The 16,516-nt window shown below is 59.4% G+C and carries 12 protein-coding genes; 9 read left to right on the forward strand and 3 right to left on the reverse strand.

Translation table 11 applies throughout. The annotated features are described in order from the left end of the window. Positions 1-4 precede the first annotated feature (4 nt). Together WHX55_RS17545 and WHX55_RS17550 are read right to left on the reverse strand one after the other, a co-directional pair. Positions 5-4,414, reverse strand: a complete 4,410-nt coding sequence (locus tag WHX55_RS17545; RefSeq protein ID WP_353740908.1) for a response regulator — start codon at positions 4,412-4,414, stop codon at positions 5-7. A 51-nt stretch (positions 4,415-4,465) separates the two neighbouring features. After that, positions 4,466-5,623, reverse strand: coding sequence for a two-component system response regulator (locus WHX55_RS17550; protein WP_353740909.1), 1,158 nt, complete (start codon positions 5,621-5,623; stop codon positions 4,466-4,468). 271 nt (positions 5,624-5,894) lie between these two features. On the opposite strand from WHX55_RS17550, the gene WHX55_RS17555 reads away from it, so the two are divergent. The 6 genes from WHX55_RS17555 to WHX55_RS17580 all read left to right on the forward strand — a co-directional run bounded on the left by WHX55_RS17555 (position 5,895) and on the right by WHX55_RS17580 (position 11,421). Then, positions 5,895-6,596, forward strand: coding sequence for an EthD domain-containing protein (locus tag WHX55_RS17555; RefSeq protein WP_353740910.1), 702 nt, complete (start codon positions 5,895-5,897; stop codon positions 6,594-6,596). A 199-nt stretch (positions 6,597-6,795) separates the two neighbouring features. Beyond that, positions 6,796-8,208: an FAD/NAD(P)-binding protein gene (locus WHX55_RS17560; RefSeq protein ID WP_353740911.1), complete on the forward strand. Its 1,413-nt coding sequence runs from the start codon at positions 6,796-6,798 to the stop codon at positions 8,206-8,208. A gap of 16 nt (positions 8,209-8,224) precedes the next feature. Then, on the forward strand, positions 8,225-9,184 hold the full coding sequence (locus WHX55_RS17565; RefSeq protein ID WP_353740912.1) for an alpha/beta hydrolase: 960 nt from the start codon (positions 8,225-8,227) through the stop codon (positions 9,182-9,184). Positions 9,185-9,223: 39 nt separating this feature from the next. Further along, complete coding sequence (locus tag WHX55_RS17570; RefSeq protein WP_150725660.1) at positions 9,224-9,940, forward strand: gamma-glutamylcyclotransferase; 717 nt, start codon at positions 9,224-9,226, stop codon at positions 9,938-9,940. Between the two features lie 307 nt (positions 9,941-10,247). Then, positions 10,248-10,646, forward strand: coding sequence for a hypothetical protein (locus WHX55_RS17575; RefSeq protein WP_150725659.1), 399 nt, complete (start codon positions 10,248-10,250; stop codon positions 10,644-10,646). A 439-nt stretch (positions 10,647-11,085) separates the two neighbouring features. Continuing rightward, positions 11,086-11,421 carry a hypothetical protein gene (locus tag WHX55_RS17580; RefSeq protein ID WP_223446778.1) on the forward strand — a complete coding sequence of 112 codons (336 nt, stop codon included), beginning with the start codon at positions 11,086-11,088 and terminating at the stop codon, positions 11,419-11,421. Positions 11,422-11,622: 201 nt separating this feature from the next. Here WHX55_RS17580 and WHX55_RS17585 read toward each other — a convergent pair whose 3' ends face one another. Then, the gene (locus tag WHX55_RS17585; protein ID WP_353740913.1) at positions 11,623-11,970 is read right to left on the reverse strand and encodes a hypothetical protein; all 348 of its coding nucleotides are present in this window, start codon (positions 11,968-11,970) and stop codon (positions 11,623-11,625) included. A 184-nt stretch (positions 11,971-12,154) separates the two neighbouring features. Here WHX55_RS17585 and WHX55_RS17590 point away from each other — a divergent pair, with 184 nt between their 5' ends. The 3 genes from WHX55_RS17590 to WHX55_RS17600 are packed head-to-tail and all read left to right on the forward strand — an operon-like array spanning position 12,155 to position 16,317. Then, positions 12,155-13,063 carry a peptidylprolyl isomerase gene (locus WHX55_RS17590; protein WP_353740914.1) on the forward strand — a complete coding sequence of 303 codons (909 nt, stop codon included), beginning with the start codon at positions 12,155-12,157 and terminating at the stop codon, positions 13,061-13,063. Next, a complete protein-coding gene (locus tag WHX55_RS17595) occupies positions 13,063-14,061 on the forward strand; it encodes a HupE/UreJ family protein (protein ID WP_353740915.1) in 999 nt (332 codons plus the stop codon). The genes WHX55_RS17590 and WHX55_RS17595 overlap by 1 nt, the downstream gene beginning before the upstream one ends. A gap of 39 nt (positions 14,062-14,100) precedes the next feature. Beyond that, on the forward strand, positions 14,101-16,317 hold the full coding sequence (locus WHX55_RS17600) for a DUF3604 domain-containing protein (protein WP_353740916.1): 2,217 nt from the start codon (positions 14,101-14,103) through the stop codon (positions 16,315-16,317). The last annotated feature ends 199 nt before the right edge of the window (positions 16,318-16,516 follow it).

Consider the following 16,516-nt stretch of genomic DNA (forward strand, 5'->3'; position numbering starts at 1 on the left):
ATGATCAGGACAGGTTTTCAAGCAACTCCAGCGCCTGATCGAAATCGAAGCACTCCGCTTGCCGCACAACCCGAAGCAACTGCTCGGTCATCCGCGGGTCTGAAGCCAGCCCCTGCAGTTTGAGCAAGGCCGTCAGCGCCTGGGTGTCGCTCTCGGCCAGCAGAGACCGGACGTGGGCCAATTGCGCATGCCATTCGCTGCCCGGTGGCGCGCTTGATGAGTCTGTGGACGATGTCGGTTCGCCGAGCACCGATAAGCCTTCCAGCACCCGTGTCAGGCAACGCTCGACCTCCACCAGCCGATCGGCCAGGTCCTGCTCCACCCCATCGCCCGCCCCATCGTTCAGACACGCCTGCTCCAGCGCGCCGGCTGCACTCGCCACTTCAACAGCACCGATGTTGCCCGCCGTACCGCGCAAGGTATGGGCCAGTCTGACCGTCGCCGAAGAATCGCCTTGACCTCGGGCAGCCAGGAACTCGGCGCAAAAAGCCTGGTGGCTGGAGCGAAAATTGCGCAGCAGGCGCAGATAGAGCTCGACCTTGCCCATGCAGGTGCCCAGGCCCGCTTTCAAATCAATACCGGGAAGGCTGGCTGGCAGGCTCGCCACTGGCACCGTGGTGAGCGGCGAAACGTCGGCCGACATCGCGCCACGGTCAGCTCGTGGATGTATCCACTTGGCCAACGTGGCGAACATGTCGTCGACGTTCAAGGGTTTGCAGATGTGGTCGTTCATGCCGCAGGCCAGCGCGCGCTCACGGTCCCCCGCCATGGCGTCGGCAGTCATGGCGATCACCGGCAGATTCGCCCAGCGTGGCTGCTCGCGTATCTTGCGGGTCGCGGTATAACCGTCCATCACCGGCATCTGGCAGTCCATCAACACACCATCGAAGTCTGCGTCACGCTGCAGTTGCTCGAGCGCTTGCGCGCCGTGAACGGCCAGGCACAGCTCGATCCCGGCGCTCTCCAGCAGTTCACAGGCCAGCTCGCGGTTCAGCTCATTGTCTTCCACCAACAGCAGTCGCGCGCCACACAGGCTGGCCAGGGCGCTGGCGCTCTGGCCGAATTGCTCACTGACCCGGGTATCGGCCTGGGGGATCTTGCCGAGCACCGAGCCCAGCGCCTCAAGCAAAGTGGACGGCGTCACCGGTTTGGTCAGTACCACCGGCAATTGAATGCCGTGCCGACTGGCCTCCTCGCGGGCCTCCTCGCGACCGAACGCAGTGACCATGATCACCGACGGCGTTTGCGCCAGCTTGGCGGCCTGCATCTGCCGCACCGTTTCCACGCCGTCCATGCCTGGCATGCGCCAATCCATCAGCACCAGATCATAGGGCAGCACCTTCGCCTCGGCCTCCACCAGCATGGCCAGTGCGGCCCGGCCACTTTGCGCGACGTCCACCTCCACGCCAAAACTGCGGGCCATGCTGGACAGGATCTCGCGCGCGCTGGCGTTGTCATCGACCACCAACACACGGCTGCCCAGCAATTCGTCGGCGGTCACCATGCGCCGCAAATGGCTGTCGCGCTGCACGCCCAGGCTCACCTCGAAATGAAAGGTGGAACCATGGCCCGGCTCGCTCTCTACCCAAATGTGCCCGCCCATCAATTCCACCAGATGCCGGGAGATGGCCAGGCCCAATCCGGTGCCACCGTACTTGCGGGTGGTGGTGCTATCGGCCTGGCTGAAGGGTTGAAACAGGCGCGAGCATTGCTCGGCGTTCATGCCAATCCCGGTGTCCCGTACCCAGAAATGCAACTGCGCCTGCTCTCCTGCCGAGCCCCGCAGCTCTACACCGAGCACGATCTCGCCCTGCTCGGTGAACTTCGTCGCATTGTTGCCCAGGTTGATCAGCACCTGGCCAAGACGCAACGGATCGCCGATCAAGGCGGTCGGCAGCTCGGCATCGGTGCTGAACAACAACTCAAGGCCTTTGTCCTCGGCTTTCAGGCCAATCATGCTGGCAAAGCCGTCGAGCACGGCTTCGAGGTGGAAGGGAATATGCTCCAGGTGCATCTTGCCGGCTTCGATCCTGGAGAAGTCGAGGATGTCGTTGATGATCACCAACAGGTATTCCGCCGAGCGATGGACCTTTTCGATGTAGTTGCGCTGGCGGTGGTCGAGTTCGGTGCGCAATGCCAGGTAGCTCATGCCGATGATCGCGTTCATCGGCGTGCGGATCTCGTGGCTCATGGTGGCCAGGAAGTTGCTCTTGGCCCGAGTCGCCTCTTCTGCGGCCTCGCGTGCGCGCTGCACCTCAGCCTCGGCGGTCTTGCGGTCGGTGATATCAAAGTACCAATTGGCCCCCATGCCCCGCTCCCCCAGCGTCATCGTGATGGCCGAAACCAATACGTCGACGCGTTCGCCTCCAGCGCGCTGCAGGGTGGTCTCGAAGTTCAGCACTGGACCTTGCGCTGCCGCTGCGAGAAAGCGCTGGTGTGCCTGCGGGTCGACCCAGAACTGCGCCGGATCCGTACCTTCGAGTTCAGCCAGACGAGTCCCGAACAAGCTGTCGAACTGCGGATTACAGTAGGTCGGGCGGCCATCGACGTCCCTGATCACCATGGCCACCGGGCTGCTGTCGAGTACCGCGCGCAACTGTGCCTCGCTGGCCTTGAGTGCCGCCTGCAGATGACGGCGTTCACTCACGTCGCGCACCGAAGCGCACACGCAGACGCCGCCCCCTTCCAGGCTCGGCAAATGCGACAGGCTGATCTCTGCCGAGAACAGACTTCCGTCTTTGCGCACGCCTTGCAAGTCGTCCAGGTTGGCCCCCATCTGGCGAGTGGCGCCGTGGGCCGTGAAGCCCTTGCGCAGCGCCTCGTGGCGCCCGCGACTGGCCAACGGCACCAAACGATCGATGGACTCGCCGAGCAACTCACCGGCGCTATAGCCGAACAGCTGATCCAGTTGACGATTGGTGCGCAGGATCTGCCCTTCGGCATCCACCACCAGCATGCCGTCCGGCGCCGCTTCGATAATCCCGCGATACCAGGCCTCGGTGGCACGCAACGCCGATTGCTGGGTTTCCAGTGCCTGCGCCTGCTGCTCCAGTTGCAGCGCCTGTTCCGCCATTTCATTGGCCTGACGCCGGGTTTCCGCCAACAGGGTCTTGACCGCCTGATTGCGCTCCAGAATCGCCATGGCCGCGGCCAGGCGTGGGGTGGCTTCCTGCAACAGCAGCAATTCACGCTCACCCAATGGCTCCAGGCCAGCCAGTTCGAGCACGCCCAGCAGCCGCTCGCCACGCACAATGGGTTGCAGCAGCAGGCAACGGGCCGGGACCTCGCCAAGCGGCGAGCGCAAACGCCAGTATTGCTCCGGCATCGCCTGAAACTGACGCGGCAGGCGATCCACCGCGCACTGCCCCAACAGGCCATCGCCGAACATGACTTGCGCCTCGGGCGGCCGCTCGGAATCGGTGGCATAGCGGCCCATCAGCAGCAGCGTACCGGCGTCCTCCTGTGCGCTGTACAGCACCCCCTGGCAGATTCCGTGCAGGCTGGCCATGCATTGCAGGAACACCTGCGCCAGTTCGGCTGGGGTTTCTGCCTGCTGCAGATCGACCTGCAATTGGGCGGTATGCGCCTTGATCCAGCGCTGACGCTCAAGTTGTTGGGACTCGGTCTGCAGTTTGGCGATGGCCCGCGCCAGATCGCCGGTTTCGTTGTTCATGTCGGTGTGGGGAATCGGTTGATCGAGCTGCCCGGCGGCCAAGTGGTCTACCGCCACTCGCACCCGGTTGAGCGGATTGCGGATCGACTGGCTGACGACCCAGGACAACAGCAACGCCAGCGACAAGCCACCGAACAACAGTACGTAAGTCAGCATGGTGCTGTGTTCGGCAAACTCGGCAATGTCCTTGGCCGTGTCGCGAATCGAGGCTTCCTTGATCTGGGCGATCGCGTACAAAAGGCTGTCGGCCTGTTGGGCAAGTTGCTGGAACTCACTGCTATTGAGCAGCAACAACGCCCTACTCTGCTGGCCCTGGTCGATCAATACAAAGGCTTGGTCGCTATAACGCTGCAACTGTTGCTGCAGCAGGTCGAACTCGGAGAGACGCGCCAGATTCTCCGCACGCCTGAGGGTCACTTTGGCGTGGGCCACAGCCTGCTGCAGGCCTTCGCGGATTTCATGCAGTTGCTGCAGGGATTCGACGCGAATCTGCGCGCTGTCGGTGCCCACCGCACGTTGCAGTGCTTGCATCATATGGGGCAATTGCACACGGGCTTCCTGCAAGTGCTCCATGCCGACCAGTTCCTGCAGGTAGAGGTTCTGCATGTCCTGCTTCAGCGATTGCTGGGTGCGCAGGCTTTGCACGCCGAGCACCAGCACCAACAGCAGCAGCGCTGCAAAACCCAGGATCAGTTTGTGACGCAGCGCGAGGCGCTCAAGCAGGGTGCGCAATCCGGCCATGACCTGTCCTCGTGGACCTGATGAAAACACTGATATAGGGCAGTAACGGGTTCACGGAGTCTGGCCGATACGCTCCAGGGCAGCCCGCTGGCCGGCCATGTCCTGTTCGGTATCGGCGAAGCGCTCGGCAATGGTCTGGAACTGTTCAACGCAGACCAGGAAGGCATCGCAGATGTCCGGGTCGAAGTGCGTGCCTCGCCCCTGACGAATAATCTCGACGGCCTGCGCGTGGGGCATCCCCGCTTTATAGACCCGACGGCTGATCAACGCGTCATAGACGTCAGCCACCGCCATCAACCGGGCGCTGACGGGGATGTCGTCACCCGCCAGCCCCTGCGGATACCCACTGCCGTCCCATTTTTCCTGGTGACTGTAGGCAATCTCCTTGGCCAGGCTGAGGAACTCGGCGCGAATACCGAGCTGATCCTCGGCATGCTGGATGGCGTCGCGTCCCAGCGTTGTATGAGTCTTCATGATCTCGAATTCTTCCTCGGTATAGCGTCCCGGCTTGAGGAGGATATGATCGGGAATACCGATCTTGCCGATGTCGTGCAGCGGCGCCGACTTGAACAGCAACGCGATGGTGTCCTCGGTGAGAAAATGACTGAAACGCGGATGATCACGCAGATGCTCGGCCAGCACCTTGATGTAATGCTGGGTCCGCCGGATATGGTTGCCGGTTTCGTTATCGCGAGTCTCGGCCAGTGAAGCCATGGCCTGGATGGCCACATCCTGGATCGCAATCACCTCGCGGGTCCGGCGCTCCACTTCCCGCTCCAGATAGTCGTTGTGATCACGCAGGAAGTCTTGCGCCGCCTTGAGCTTGAGCTGGGTATCCACCCGCGCCAGGACCAGCGCCGGCCTGATCGGTTTGGTGATGTAGTCGACAGCGCCCAGTTCCAGGCCATGGATCTCATCTTCGGTCGCGGCCATGGCCGTCAGAAAGATGATCGGAATATCGCGGGTACGCGGGTCGCGCTTGAGCTGCTGCGCCACTTCATGGCCGGACAGCCCGGGCATCATCACGTCAAGCAGGATCAGGTCCGGGAGTGTGTCGCCCTGTAGTACGCGCAAAGCCTTTTCACCGCTATTGGCGGCCTTGACCCGGTAGCGATCCTTGAGCAGATCAGTCATCAGCATCAGGTTATCGGGCGTGTCATCGACCACCAGGAGGGTTGGTGGACTGTAATGACGCTGTTCGGCACTCATGGCGGGGGGCTCCCTTGCCAGACATGGACCATCCCAAGGCAACACTTCCACTGCCGCCCCAGCGCAGGAAAGCTTAGCTGCTGTTCTCCAGGGCTGCCCGGCGTCGAGCGGCGCAGCCATTGCCCTCATATTGCGGGTCAATAGTCTGTTTGAGGTATTACCCGGCGCGGACCTTGAATGACTATGACGCCAGGGATTTTCGGTCATCCGGATGGACCCGGCAGCACGACCGCTGCTCCATCCATCAACCGCAACGAGGAGTTTGATAGCTATGGAAAAAGTCATCTATCTGCTGTGGCGTGATACTCAAGTCAGTCCTGATACCTTCGCCCATCGCCTGCGCAGTGAGGTCGCCGGGCAATTGCAGGCACTCGGTGCCCGTGGTGTGCAATTGAACCTGGCCGATGCCGATGTTCTGCCTGCAGCCGGCCTGCGCCAGGAAAACAACCGGCCATTGCCCGATGGCAGCCTGTCGCTGTGGCTGGACAGTGCCAACGGGCCGGCTCGTCGCCCTTTCGACCACTTGATCAGCGCGGCAACGGCGCGCATGGCCGCCTACCTGGTCTGCGAGTCGGTCGCCATCGCCAATACTCGCTTCCCTGCAACGCTCGGTGAGCGTACCCACGGCTTTGCCCAACTGGCCCTGCTGACCCGCCCTCCACGCCTGACCCCCGAGGCCTGGCTGGACATCTGGCGCAACCATCACACGACGGTGGCCGTGGACACGCAAGCCAACTTCCAGTACGTGCAAAACCTGGTGGTGTCGGCACTGACGCATGGTGCCCCACGGATCGATGCCATAGTCGAAGAATGTTTTCCGCCAGCGGCCATGACCGACCCCATGGCCTTTTTCGATGCGGTGGGCGACGAAGCGAAATTCCAGCGCAACCTGGCCGCGATGATGGACAGCTGCAGCCGCTTCATCGATTTCGACAGGATCGACGTGCTACCCACCAGCCAGTACTGCCTGTAGGACCGGGAAATCGTCATGCGTGAAGGCCCCTCACGCGAATTCACTGCAATAGCATGCCCGCCGGCGCTAATGATCACTGCGGCCGCAGCCATTAATTCCATCGGTTATTTGAGTGAGGAGCATTCGTTCTATTGGGCTTGGTACAGGTAGCTAATCTACTGAACTTGAGAAGGAGCAACCTTCAGAAAGGCGCAAGCATATGGACGAAAATCTGATCGAAACCGACTACCTGATCATTGGTGCTGGCGCGACGGCCATGGCTTTCGTCGATACGCTACTCAAGGAAACCAATGCACGCGTCATGATGGTGGATCGACACGAGCGACCTGGCGGGCACTGGAATGATGCCTACCCGTTCGTCCGGTTGCACCAGCCCTCGGCCTTCTATGGCGTCAACTCACGGGAACTGGGCAGCGCAACGAAAGACCAGGCGCAACTGAACGAGGGCTTGTATGAGCTAGCCTCCGGCGCCGAGGTGGTGAGCTACTTCGACCAGGTGATGAATCAGCAGTTTCTGCCGTCAGGTCGAGTCCGTTACTTCCCCATGTGCAACTACACCGGCGACCGCATTGACGACCACCGCTTTACCTCGCTGGTCAGCGGCGCACACCATCAGGTCCGGGTGCACAAAAAGGTGGTGGACGCCACCCATGCCCAGACGGCAGTTCCCTCGACCCACCCGCCCAGGTACAGGGTGGAACCCGGCGTGGAATGCGTGCCATTGAACGACCTGCCGAAGATCCGGCACCCGCACTCTGGCTACGTAGTGGTGGGATCGGGCAAGACCGGGATCGACGCTTGCCTGTGGTGTTTGCAAAACGGTATTGCGCCCGAAAAAATCTGCTGGATCATGCCGAATGACCCGTGGTTGATCGACCGGGCCAACCTGCAACCTGGCCTCGACAGCTTCGAACGAACAATCGGCGGCCTCACGGCACAATTTGAGGCCATCACAACCGCAGACTCGATCCCGGACCTGTTCTCCAGGCTTGAGGCGACGGGCCAGCTCCTGCGCATAGACAAGTCAGTGGAACCCACTGCTTACCGCTGCGCCACCGTCACACAGGCGGAATTACGTGAGCTTCGACGCATCGACAACATTGTGCGCCTGGGGCGGGTGCGAGTGATCGAGCCAACGCGCATTGTGCTCGAGCACGGCAGCATCGCCACGAGCCCGGGTACTCTGCACATTGACTGCAGCGCCAGTGCCATCCCGTCACTGCCTGAAATGAAGGTGTTCGACGGCGGCAAGATTAACCTGTTGATGGTAAGCACCTGCCAACCCTTGTTCAGCGCGGCCTTGATCGCTTATGTGGAAAGCCACCTGGACGATCAAGCGCAAATGAACGCGCTTTGCACCATGGTCCCCCCGCCTCACGTCCCCACGGACTGGATCAGAATGTGGGCGGTCTACCTGGGTAACCAACTACGCTGGGGAGAACATGAAGGCCTGGCCCGCTGGATCAGGCAGTCGCGTTTGTACTTTCTGACGGCGGTGGTCAGGGGCCTGCAGGAAACCGACACCGAGAAACTGGCACAGCTGCATCGCCTCTCTGTCAGCAGGCAGCAGGCTGCGGCGAATCTGCCGCGGTTGCTGGGGTCCATCGCTTGAATTGCAGGAAGCACACATGAACGAACCACACCTCGAAATACTCGACATCAACGGCATCCGCATGCAGGTCGCCATTCAGGGCTCAGGTCCGTTGGTCTTGCTATGCCACGGATTCCCGGAGCTGTGGTACTCGTGGCGCCACCAGCTTGCTGCGCTGGCGGCCGCCGACTATAGAGCGGTCGCGCCCGACATGCGTGGCTATGGCGGCACCGAAGCGCCGGCCGAACCCGACGCCTACACCACACTCCACCTGGTGGGCGACATGGTGGAGTTAGTCAATTCACTCGGCGAACAGCAAGCCGTGATCGTCGGCCATGACTGGGGCGCGCTGGTGGCCTGGAGCGCAGCATTGATGCGGCCCGATCTGTTCCGCGCAGTGGTCGGCATGAGCGTTCCCTTCTCGCCACCGGGGCGCGTGGAGCTCCTGAGCGCGCTGACCTCGCGGGGTATCAGCGACTTCTACATCCAGTATTTCCAGACGCCGGGTGTGGCCGAGGCCGAGCTGCAAAGGGACGTCGAGTCGTCGATCCGGCGCATCTACTTCAATGGCTCGGGTGACGGGCCCGATGGTCCGGTGTTTGGCCGGCTGCAGCCGGGCCAGGGCTTCCTGGGGGGGATGATCGAGCCCGAAACCCTGCCAGCCTGGCTAAGCCTTGCGGATATTGCCTACTACACTCGCGAATTCACCCGCAGCGGATTTCGCGGCGGCTTGAACTGGTACCGCAACATGACGCGCTCATGGGCACTGCTGGCACCCTGGCGCGGTTGCATTATCCGGCAGCCGTCGATGTTCATTGCCGGGAGCCGCGACGCCGTGCTGAAGTTTCCGGGCGCCCCGCAGCAGATCGAAGCCTTTGCGCAGACACTGCCGGGCCTGCACGGGTGTCATATTCTCGAAGGTGCTGGCCACTGGATACAGCGAGAACGCGCGACCGAGGTCAATGAGTTGCTACTGGGCTTCCTGAAAAAACTCTGATCAGGAGGTTCAATTTTTACCCATGGTGGGAGGGCCGGTATGGCACCCCTGAGAACCACACCCGCTAAAGGACGGAACCTGACTGCAGAACTCGTCGCTCGCGTTGAGCGTTTTGAGCCCGATCCCGGACCCGAACCGGGCACGACCGAACACACCGAAGCAGAGTTTGATGCGATGGTGGAGGCACTGTTGTTTGAATACAAACCGCAGGAGCTCTGGATCTTTGCTTACGGCTCACTGATCTGGAATCCAGAGTTCGATTTTTTGGAGAGCCGCAGCGCCACCGCCTTCGGCTGGCATCGATCGTTCTGCCTCAAACTGACGCGCTGGCGCGGCACACGCGAGTTGCCAGCCCTGATGTTGGCCCTCGACCGGGGCGGAAGCTGCAACGGGTTGGCATACCGGCTGCCAACGCAAGACCATTTCAAGCAATTGGGACTGTTGATGGTCCGGGAAATAGACGCAAACCCACCAACCAATGTTCCGCGCTGGATTTCGGTTAAAACCGAGTCCGGGATAGTGCGTGCATTAGCTTTTGTCGCAGCACGCGACGGAATGGCCTATGCCGGAAAGTTGCCCATGGAAAAGGTTGCCCATGTATTGGCTCGCGCAGCCGGGCACTGGGGCTCGGCGGCCCAATACCTGTTCCGGACTGTGACAATGCTCGAGGAGCATGGCATTCGGGACCGAAATATGTGGCGGATACAAAGCCTTGTCGCACAGGAAATCGAAGACTCCCTGCTTGCTGTGCAATAGCCAGGTTGGGCGAGCGCATCCCGCGATGCTCGCCCTTTGAGGGTTATCCACCCGACAAAACCTGTAATGGGTCGATTGCGGTCCATTGTGACCGCTTGAATCCACAGCCAGGAGCGGACATCGAGATAGCAAACCTCAAAGGGGCCGCACACTGACGCTGTTGGTTATTTAAGCAGCGGCCCCTAGAACTTTTCCCTATTTATCGGTCTATGTGAATAGGCACATCCGCTCGGTAAGCGCGAACTCACCTGCTTCCCGCAGCCAGATGATCACACGTCAAAATGTCAATCAGAGGTTGTCTTCGCTCATGAAATTCCATGACCCACGGATGGTGCTCTTCGGCCTGTTCGCGTTCGCGGCAGTGGGCTCGGCATCAGCAACACAGATGAAGACCCCAACCCCTGTTTTCGCAACTGAAGTCGCAGTAGTTCAGGTTCCGGTCCACGCTGCCGGCAACCCTTGGCCGACCTTGGTCAGTACGGCCGACAAGCAGCCAGGGTCGTTGCTTGCCCATGACGACCGATACTGGCATGACGGCCGTTGGCACAATCGTAGAGACGATTGGCGCCGAGACGACTGGCGTAGAGATAACTGGCGCAGAGAGCAAGCCCGCCGAGAAGCAGAACGCCGTCGTGATTGGGAGCGCCACCAGGATCGGGCCATGCGGCACCGCTACGAGGACGATCGCCGCTACTATCGTCGCTAGTGCGACGCTTAGGGATCAATCCGCCTGCAACACGGGCGATGCACCGCCAACTCGCGAAACCAGGACTCAAACCGACCCGAAATGGCAGTGCTCGCCCACCAGGATGTAGACATCAAGCGGAAAACGTCGACGAGGTATGAATCGGATATTTGTTCAGCGCTTCCCAAGTGAAGTCTGACCGTCCGCTTCAGGTCGTTTGCGGCCCTTCGTGACTGGCGGAAACCGGCCAGAAGCACTCATTCAATATCGGATTTTGTTTTGCCTGGCCTACTGGGAGCGATTGAGGCTGGTGTGACATTACGCCCCCAGAATATCTTTTAGTGGAAAACAGCCCCTCGCTCCTCGCCCCTCAGGCCCAATGATAGAATCTTGTTTTGGAAAAGGAGTTTCATCTGTGGAGGCTGGAAAAAAGAGTTGCCCCTATTGCGCGGAAGTCATCATGACTGAAGCCATTTTATGCAAACACTGCCAATCTGACCTCAGACAAAAAATACGCATCCCACCTGGGTGGCCACTGCCGTCAGAAAAGAGAATTGGCCTGGTCAGCAAGATCGTCGCCGGAATCATTATCGCCATTACCTTGTACCTGGCTTTTGGTTTTTATGTCAGCAACACATCGCAAGGCAAGGAAAGAATGCAGGCCCGAGATGCCGCCGAACGATGCCGCGAGGAAGTAGACAGCTACTCCGGCCCAGCAGTCGGGAAAGGCGTAATCGCAGAGGTTTGTCGAAAGCTGGAGGACGAATTCCGCAAGAGTCTGGATCACGCGCTATAGGAAAAGCCGATTACGAAGCCCGCCATTAAGCGGGCTTTTTTTGCCTTTTGCATCAGGCAGAAATCGACCAAAAGCAGTCGTTGCACTGTTGCCCTGGCTTCGAATCTTCAGGAGTACTGCAACCGACAAGGAGTAGATGACCGTGCCCCTTAAAACCGCAGGATTTGCCGGCGCCTGAAAACGCATATTGCCAGGCGTTGACTACGTCTGTGAGTTCCTCGTCTGGCTTGTCATTGCTCGAATCAAAAGTACCGTCATGATCCCGTGCAATACGACCACTGGCCACAATAAAGCCCCACTCGACTCCCCTGAGATACCAACGTAGGCGAGATAAAGCGTAGCGGCTGCGTTATAGATCAACATCCCGAGCATTGCTGGTCCGGGCCAGCAGGCGATGGCCAATGCGATGAGGGTGATGCCGGCCAAGGGGACGATGACGCCCGTCAGTTCGATGCCAAGCAGAAGTTGCCCGACCAGCGATGGGACAAGTAAGAGCGCCACACCAGTGGCTGCCTCGATGATCGCGGCGAAAACAAGCAGTCCTTTCATCACATGGGCGCTCCGTCCCGGGCTGTATAGGTGCAAGACTGGACGGCCCTGGGGAATTGGTTAATCCGATTGCTACTAAGCCTTAGTGCTTATCGTGATTAGTCTTGGTGGAAAGTTCCGGTACAGCAGCAATACTCCACTCGGCCGCGAAAACTATTCGCAGTATAGCGTGGGGCAATAAGTCATGAACTTAAGCGTCTGCGAAGCGAAAGAATCTCGACTTTCGTTAATCAAGCGATGCATTCGCCAGCCGCTATTGCACTTTCTAATCGCCGGTTTTGCACTCTTTGTGTTGTACGGAGGTTTACACCGCTCAACCCTTGATCAAGATCCGCAACGCATCGAAATCACCCCAGAAGTTATTCAGCGGATCGCGATTTCCTGGCTGGCGCGATGGCAACGACCCGCATCGGAGCAACAGTTGCAGGGCCTGATTGAGGAGTATGTGAAAGAGGAAATCCTCTATCGCGAAGCACTGAAACTTGGCCTGGATAAAGACGACACTATTATTCGCCGCCGACTGGCGCAAAAAATGGATTTCCTCGCCGAAGATGTAGCGTCACTTCGCGAGCCGGCACCCGGTGTACTTGAGGCCTGGTACAACCAGCATCAGGACCAATATGCTCCGCCGCCACTTGTGACCTTCCATCATTTGTTTTTCGCCTTGGACAAACGTGGTGCGGATGCGCAAGCGCAGGCTCAGTCCGCACTCAGTGGGCTGTCTGACAAGAACAGTGGTGAAGGCGATGCATTCATGTTTAAAAACGCCTACTCAGAACAATCCCAGGATCAGGTGGCGCGGGTCTTTGGTTCAACGTACGCCATTTCATTGTTCAAGCACACGCCAGGTAGCTGGGTGGGGCCTGTGGAGTCGGGTTTTGGCTGGCACCTGGTGTGGATTGATGCGCTGGCCAAATCACCTCCTCCGCCCTTCGAAGCAGTGGCCCAGCAGGTCAAGTCCGATTGGTTGTCCGAACAACGCAGCGCATCGAAACGCGCAAATTTCGATGCACTGAAAGCACGCTATGAGGTCGTGCTGATGGTACCTGCTTCCGCCGGTGCGATTGCCGCCACACACAAGGAGCAGCCGTGATGCGGTGTACGGTATGGCTGCTGTTGGTGCTCTGGTTCGTGGGGCTGACGGCCATGGCCCATGAGTCGCGCCCCGCTTACCTGGAACTCAACGAAACGGCCGCCGGGCGCTATGACGTACTCTGGCGCACGCCTGTGCTTTCAGGCATGCGGTTGCCGATTGCGCTCCGGTTTGCCGAAGGTGTGCGTACTGTCGTTGAGCCCGTGGAAAGCGAACTGAACGATTCACTGATCGAGCGTCGGGTCATTGATGCCGGCCCCGCAGGACTGGTCGGGCAACGTATTGAATTCATCGGCCTGCAAGCGAGCATCACCGATGTGCTGGTGCGTGTCTCGCGCCTGGACGGCAGTCTGACGACCACCCTCGTCCACCCTGCGCAACCCTGGATAGAGATCGCGGCCACGCCGGGAACGTTTTCGGTGGCCGGTGCATTTCTGGTTCATGGTATCCAACACATCCTGGTGGGCTTCGATCACCTGCTGTTCGTCTTCGCTCTCCTGCTGCTGGTGGGTAATGGCTGGATGCTGGTGAAGACCATCACCGCATTCACCCTCGCCCATTCCGTCACTCTGGCACTCGCTACACTGGGTGCGGTGCGGCTGCCCGGTCCTCCTGTGGAAGCGACGATTGCGCTGAGCATTCTGTTGCTGGCAGTGGAAATCGCCCGCAAGAACCGTGACGAAACCAGTTTCACCCTCCAGTGGCCATGGGTGGTGGCGTTCTGTTTTGGCTTGTTGCATGGCTTCGGTTTTGCCGGTGCGCTGGCGCAAATCGGTTTGCCGCAGCGTGATCTGCCGCTGGCGCTGCTCACCTTCAATGTCGGCGTCGAGATCGGCCAGCTGATGTTCATCGCCGCCGCGTTGAGCCTGCGCGCACTGTTGCTGCGTTGTCGACTGCCACGGCCCGCGGTCCTGTATGCCCGACCGATTGCTTCTTACGGGTTGGGTACGCTGGCTGCCTTCTGGTTTTTCCAAAGAGTCTCGAGTTTCTTGTCCTGAGTTGCGCCCTGTCATTGCCGTATTCCGGAGACGTGGAATATGAAAAACCCTACACACTTCACCGCGCCAACACTGCTCGGTTGCGCAGTGTTAACAGTCAGCGCGCTGGCATTGGCAGAGGGCAACCCGGATCGCGAGGTTTACTTTGGCCAGACGCACTCGCACACCTCCTGGTCGATCGATGCCTACCTGATCGGCAACCACCAGGTCGATCCCGAGCAGACGTACCAATACTCACTTGGGATGCCGATCAAGCATCCAATGGGGTTTGAAGTGCAACTCAAGGGTCGCCCGCTGGATTTCCATGGCGTGACCGACCACTCGGAATACGTGGGCGTGATTGCCCTGGCCAACGATCCGAAGTCAGACTTCAGCAAGCTGCCCATCGCGCAAAAGCTGATTGTCAAATCCCCGGAAGATTTCAACCGGGTGTTCAAATGGATCGCTGGCAGCTTGAGCCACCCGATCAAGGAGCTGATTGATCCGAAGGTTGCCGGCAGTATCTGGCAGCAGAGCATCGCCATCGCCGACAAATACTACAAACCCGGTAAGTTCACTACGTTTGTCGCCTATGAATGGACCTCAGCCCCCAACAATCAAAACATGCACCGCAATGTGTTTTTCCGCGACTCGAAGAAGGTGCCGGACCTGCCCTTCACGGCCCTCGATTCGGACAAACCGGAGGATTTGTGGGGCTGGATGGACGATCAACGTAAAAAAGGCAACGAGGTGCTGGCGATCTCCCACAATGCCAACCTCAGCAACGGCCTGATGTTTGCGGTGGACGTAGATGACCGTGGCCGCCCCATTGATGCCGCCTGGGCCGAGACGCGGATGCGCAATGAATCCCTCACCGAAATTCACCAGGTAAAGGGCACCTCGGAAACCCACCCCGAACTATCGCCGACAGACGAATTTGCCAATTATGAAATCATGAATTTCCTGCTTGGCATCGACAACAGCACATCGAAACTCAATGGCAGTTACATCAGGCAAGCCTGGCAAAACGGCATGGCTTTGCAGCAAGCTCGTGGATACAACCCTTACAAAATGGGCGTGGTCGGCGCCAGCGACTCGCACAATGGAGTAATTCCTTATTCGCAGAGCTACAACTTCGGCTCCCACGGCTTTACCGACAGCACCCCGGCGGCGCGCCTTTCCGGCAAACAGAACTCAGGCTTGTTGGCCTTGCAAACCAGCACGTCCGGTTTGGCCGGTGTCTGGGCCGAAGAAAACACCCGTGAATCGATCTTCGATGCCATGAAGCGTAAAGAAGTCTATGGCACCAGCGGCGTGCGCATCCCCGTGCGCATGTTTGGTGGCTGGGGCTTCGACAGCAGTTTGTGGAATGAAAAAGACTGGGTGCATGCCGCCTACGCCAAGGGCGTTCCCATGGGCGGCGACTTGCCGGCAAAACAGGGTAAACAGACGCCGTCCTTCGTGGTGTGGGCGGTCAAGGATGTCGACGATGGCAACCTCGACCGAATCCAGATCATCAAGGGCTGGACCAAAAACGGCCAGACCTTCGAGAAGATCTACGACGTCGCCTGGTCCGGTGATCGCCAACTGGACCAGGCCACCGGCAAAATCCCACTGGTGGGCTCCACGGTCGATGTTTCCAAGGCGACTTACACCAATACCATTGGTGCCACCGAGCTGAAAAAAATCTGGGTCGATCCGGATTTCGATCCGGCCCGGCACGCGTTTTACTACGCTCGCGTGCTACAGATTCCGACCCCGCGCTGGAGCACCTATGACGCGGCCAAGCTGCAAGTACCGCCGCCGGCCGACGTCTCGGCCACCGTCCAGGAACGTGCGTGGACTTCGCCGATCTGGTACACGCCGACAGTTGAGGACAGCAAGCTTGTCGCTGCTGGCAAAACCATCGATCAGCTGAAAACCGAAGGAGCCAAAGCGCTCACTAACGAGCAGTTGCAAGCCTATGTGGTGGGCAAAACCATCAAGGTGCGCAATACCGTCACCGGCCAGACGTTCGAGATCGTCTATGGCACCGAAGGCCAACGCCTGGTCACCAGCGTCGATGGCAAGCCGCCTACGCATGGGGAATACCTGAACATGCTGCATGACGGCCAGTTTGGCGTGCCGGCCAACTATGAAATCAAGGACGGGCATCTAGTGATAACACTCGGCGGCACACCCTTCGAGGCCACAGTATTCGAGCAAAACGGCAAATACATGGCGGCTCGCAGCAACGAGTTCGGCTATGTGAATTATGAGGTTGAGGAGGTCAAGTAGCGCCGAAGCCAGCACCGATGTTCTGCATACATCGGTACTGGCAGATTGACGCGAACCGATATTGCCGTAGTTCAGAAAAAAAGCTGTTCGCGAATCGGCCCCAATGTACTTATTCAGACATTGATACTTGAATAGGCGCTGTTACCGAAAGCAGTCATCGATGGTAGTTCGCTTTGGGTCGGATACAGCCCTTCACGAC

The sequence above is a fragment of the Pseudomonas fluorescens genome (assembly GCF_040448305.1).
Classification (GTDB): Bacteria; Pseudomonadota; Gammaproteobacteria; order Pseudomonadales; family Pseudomonadaceae; genus Aquipseudomonas; species Aquipseudomonas fluorescens_BH.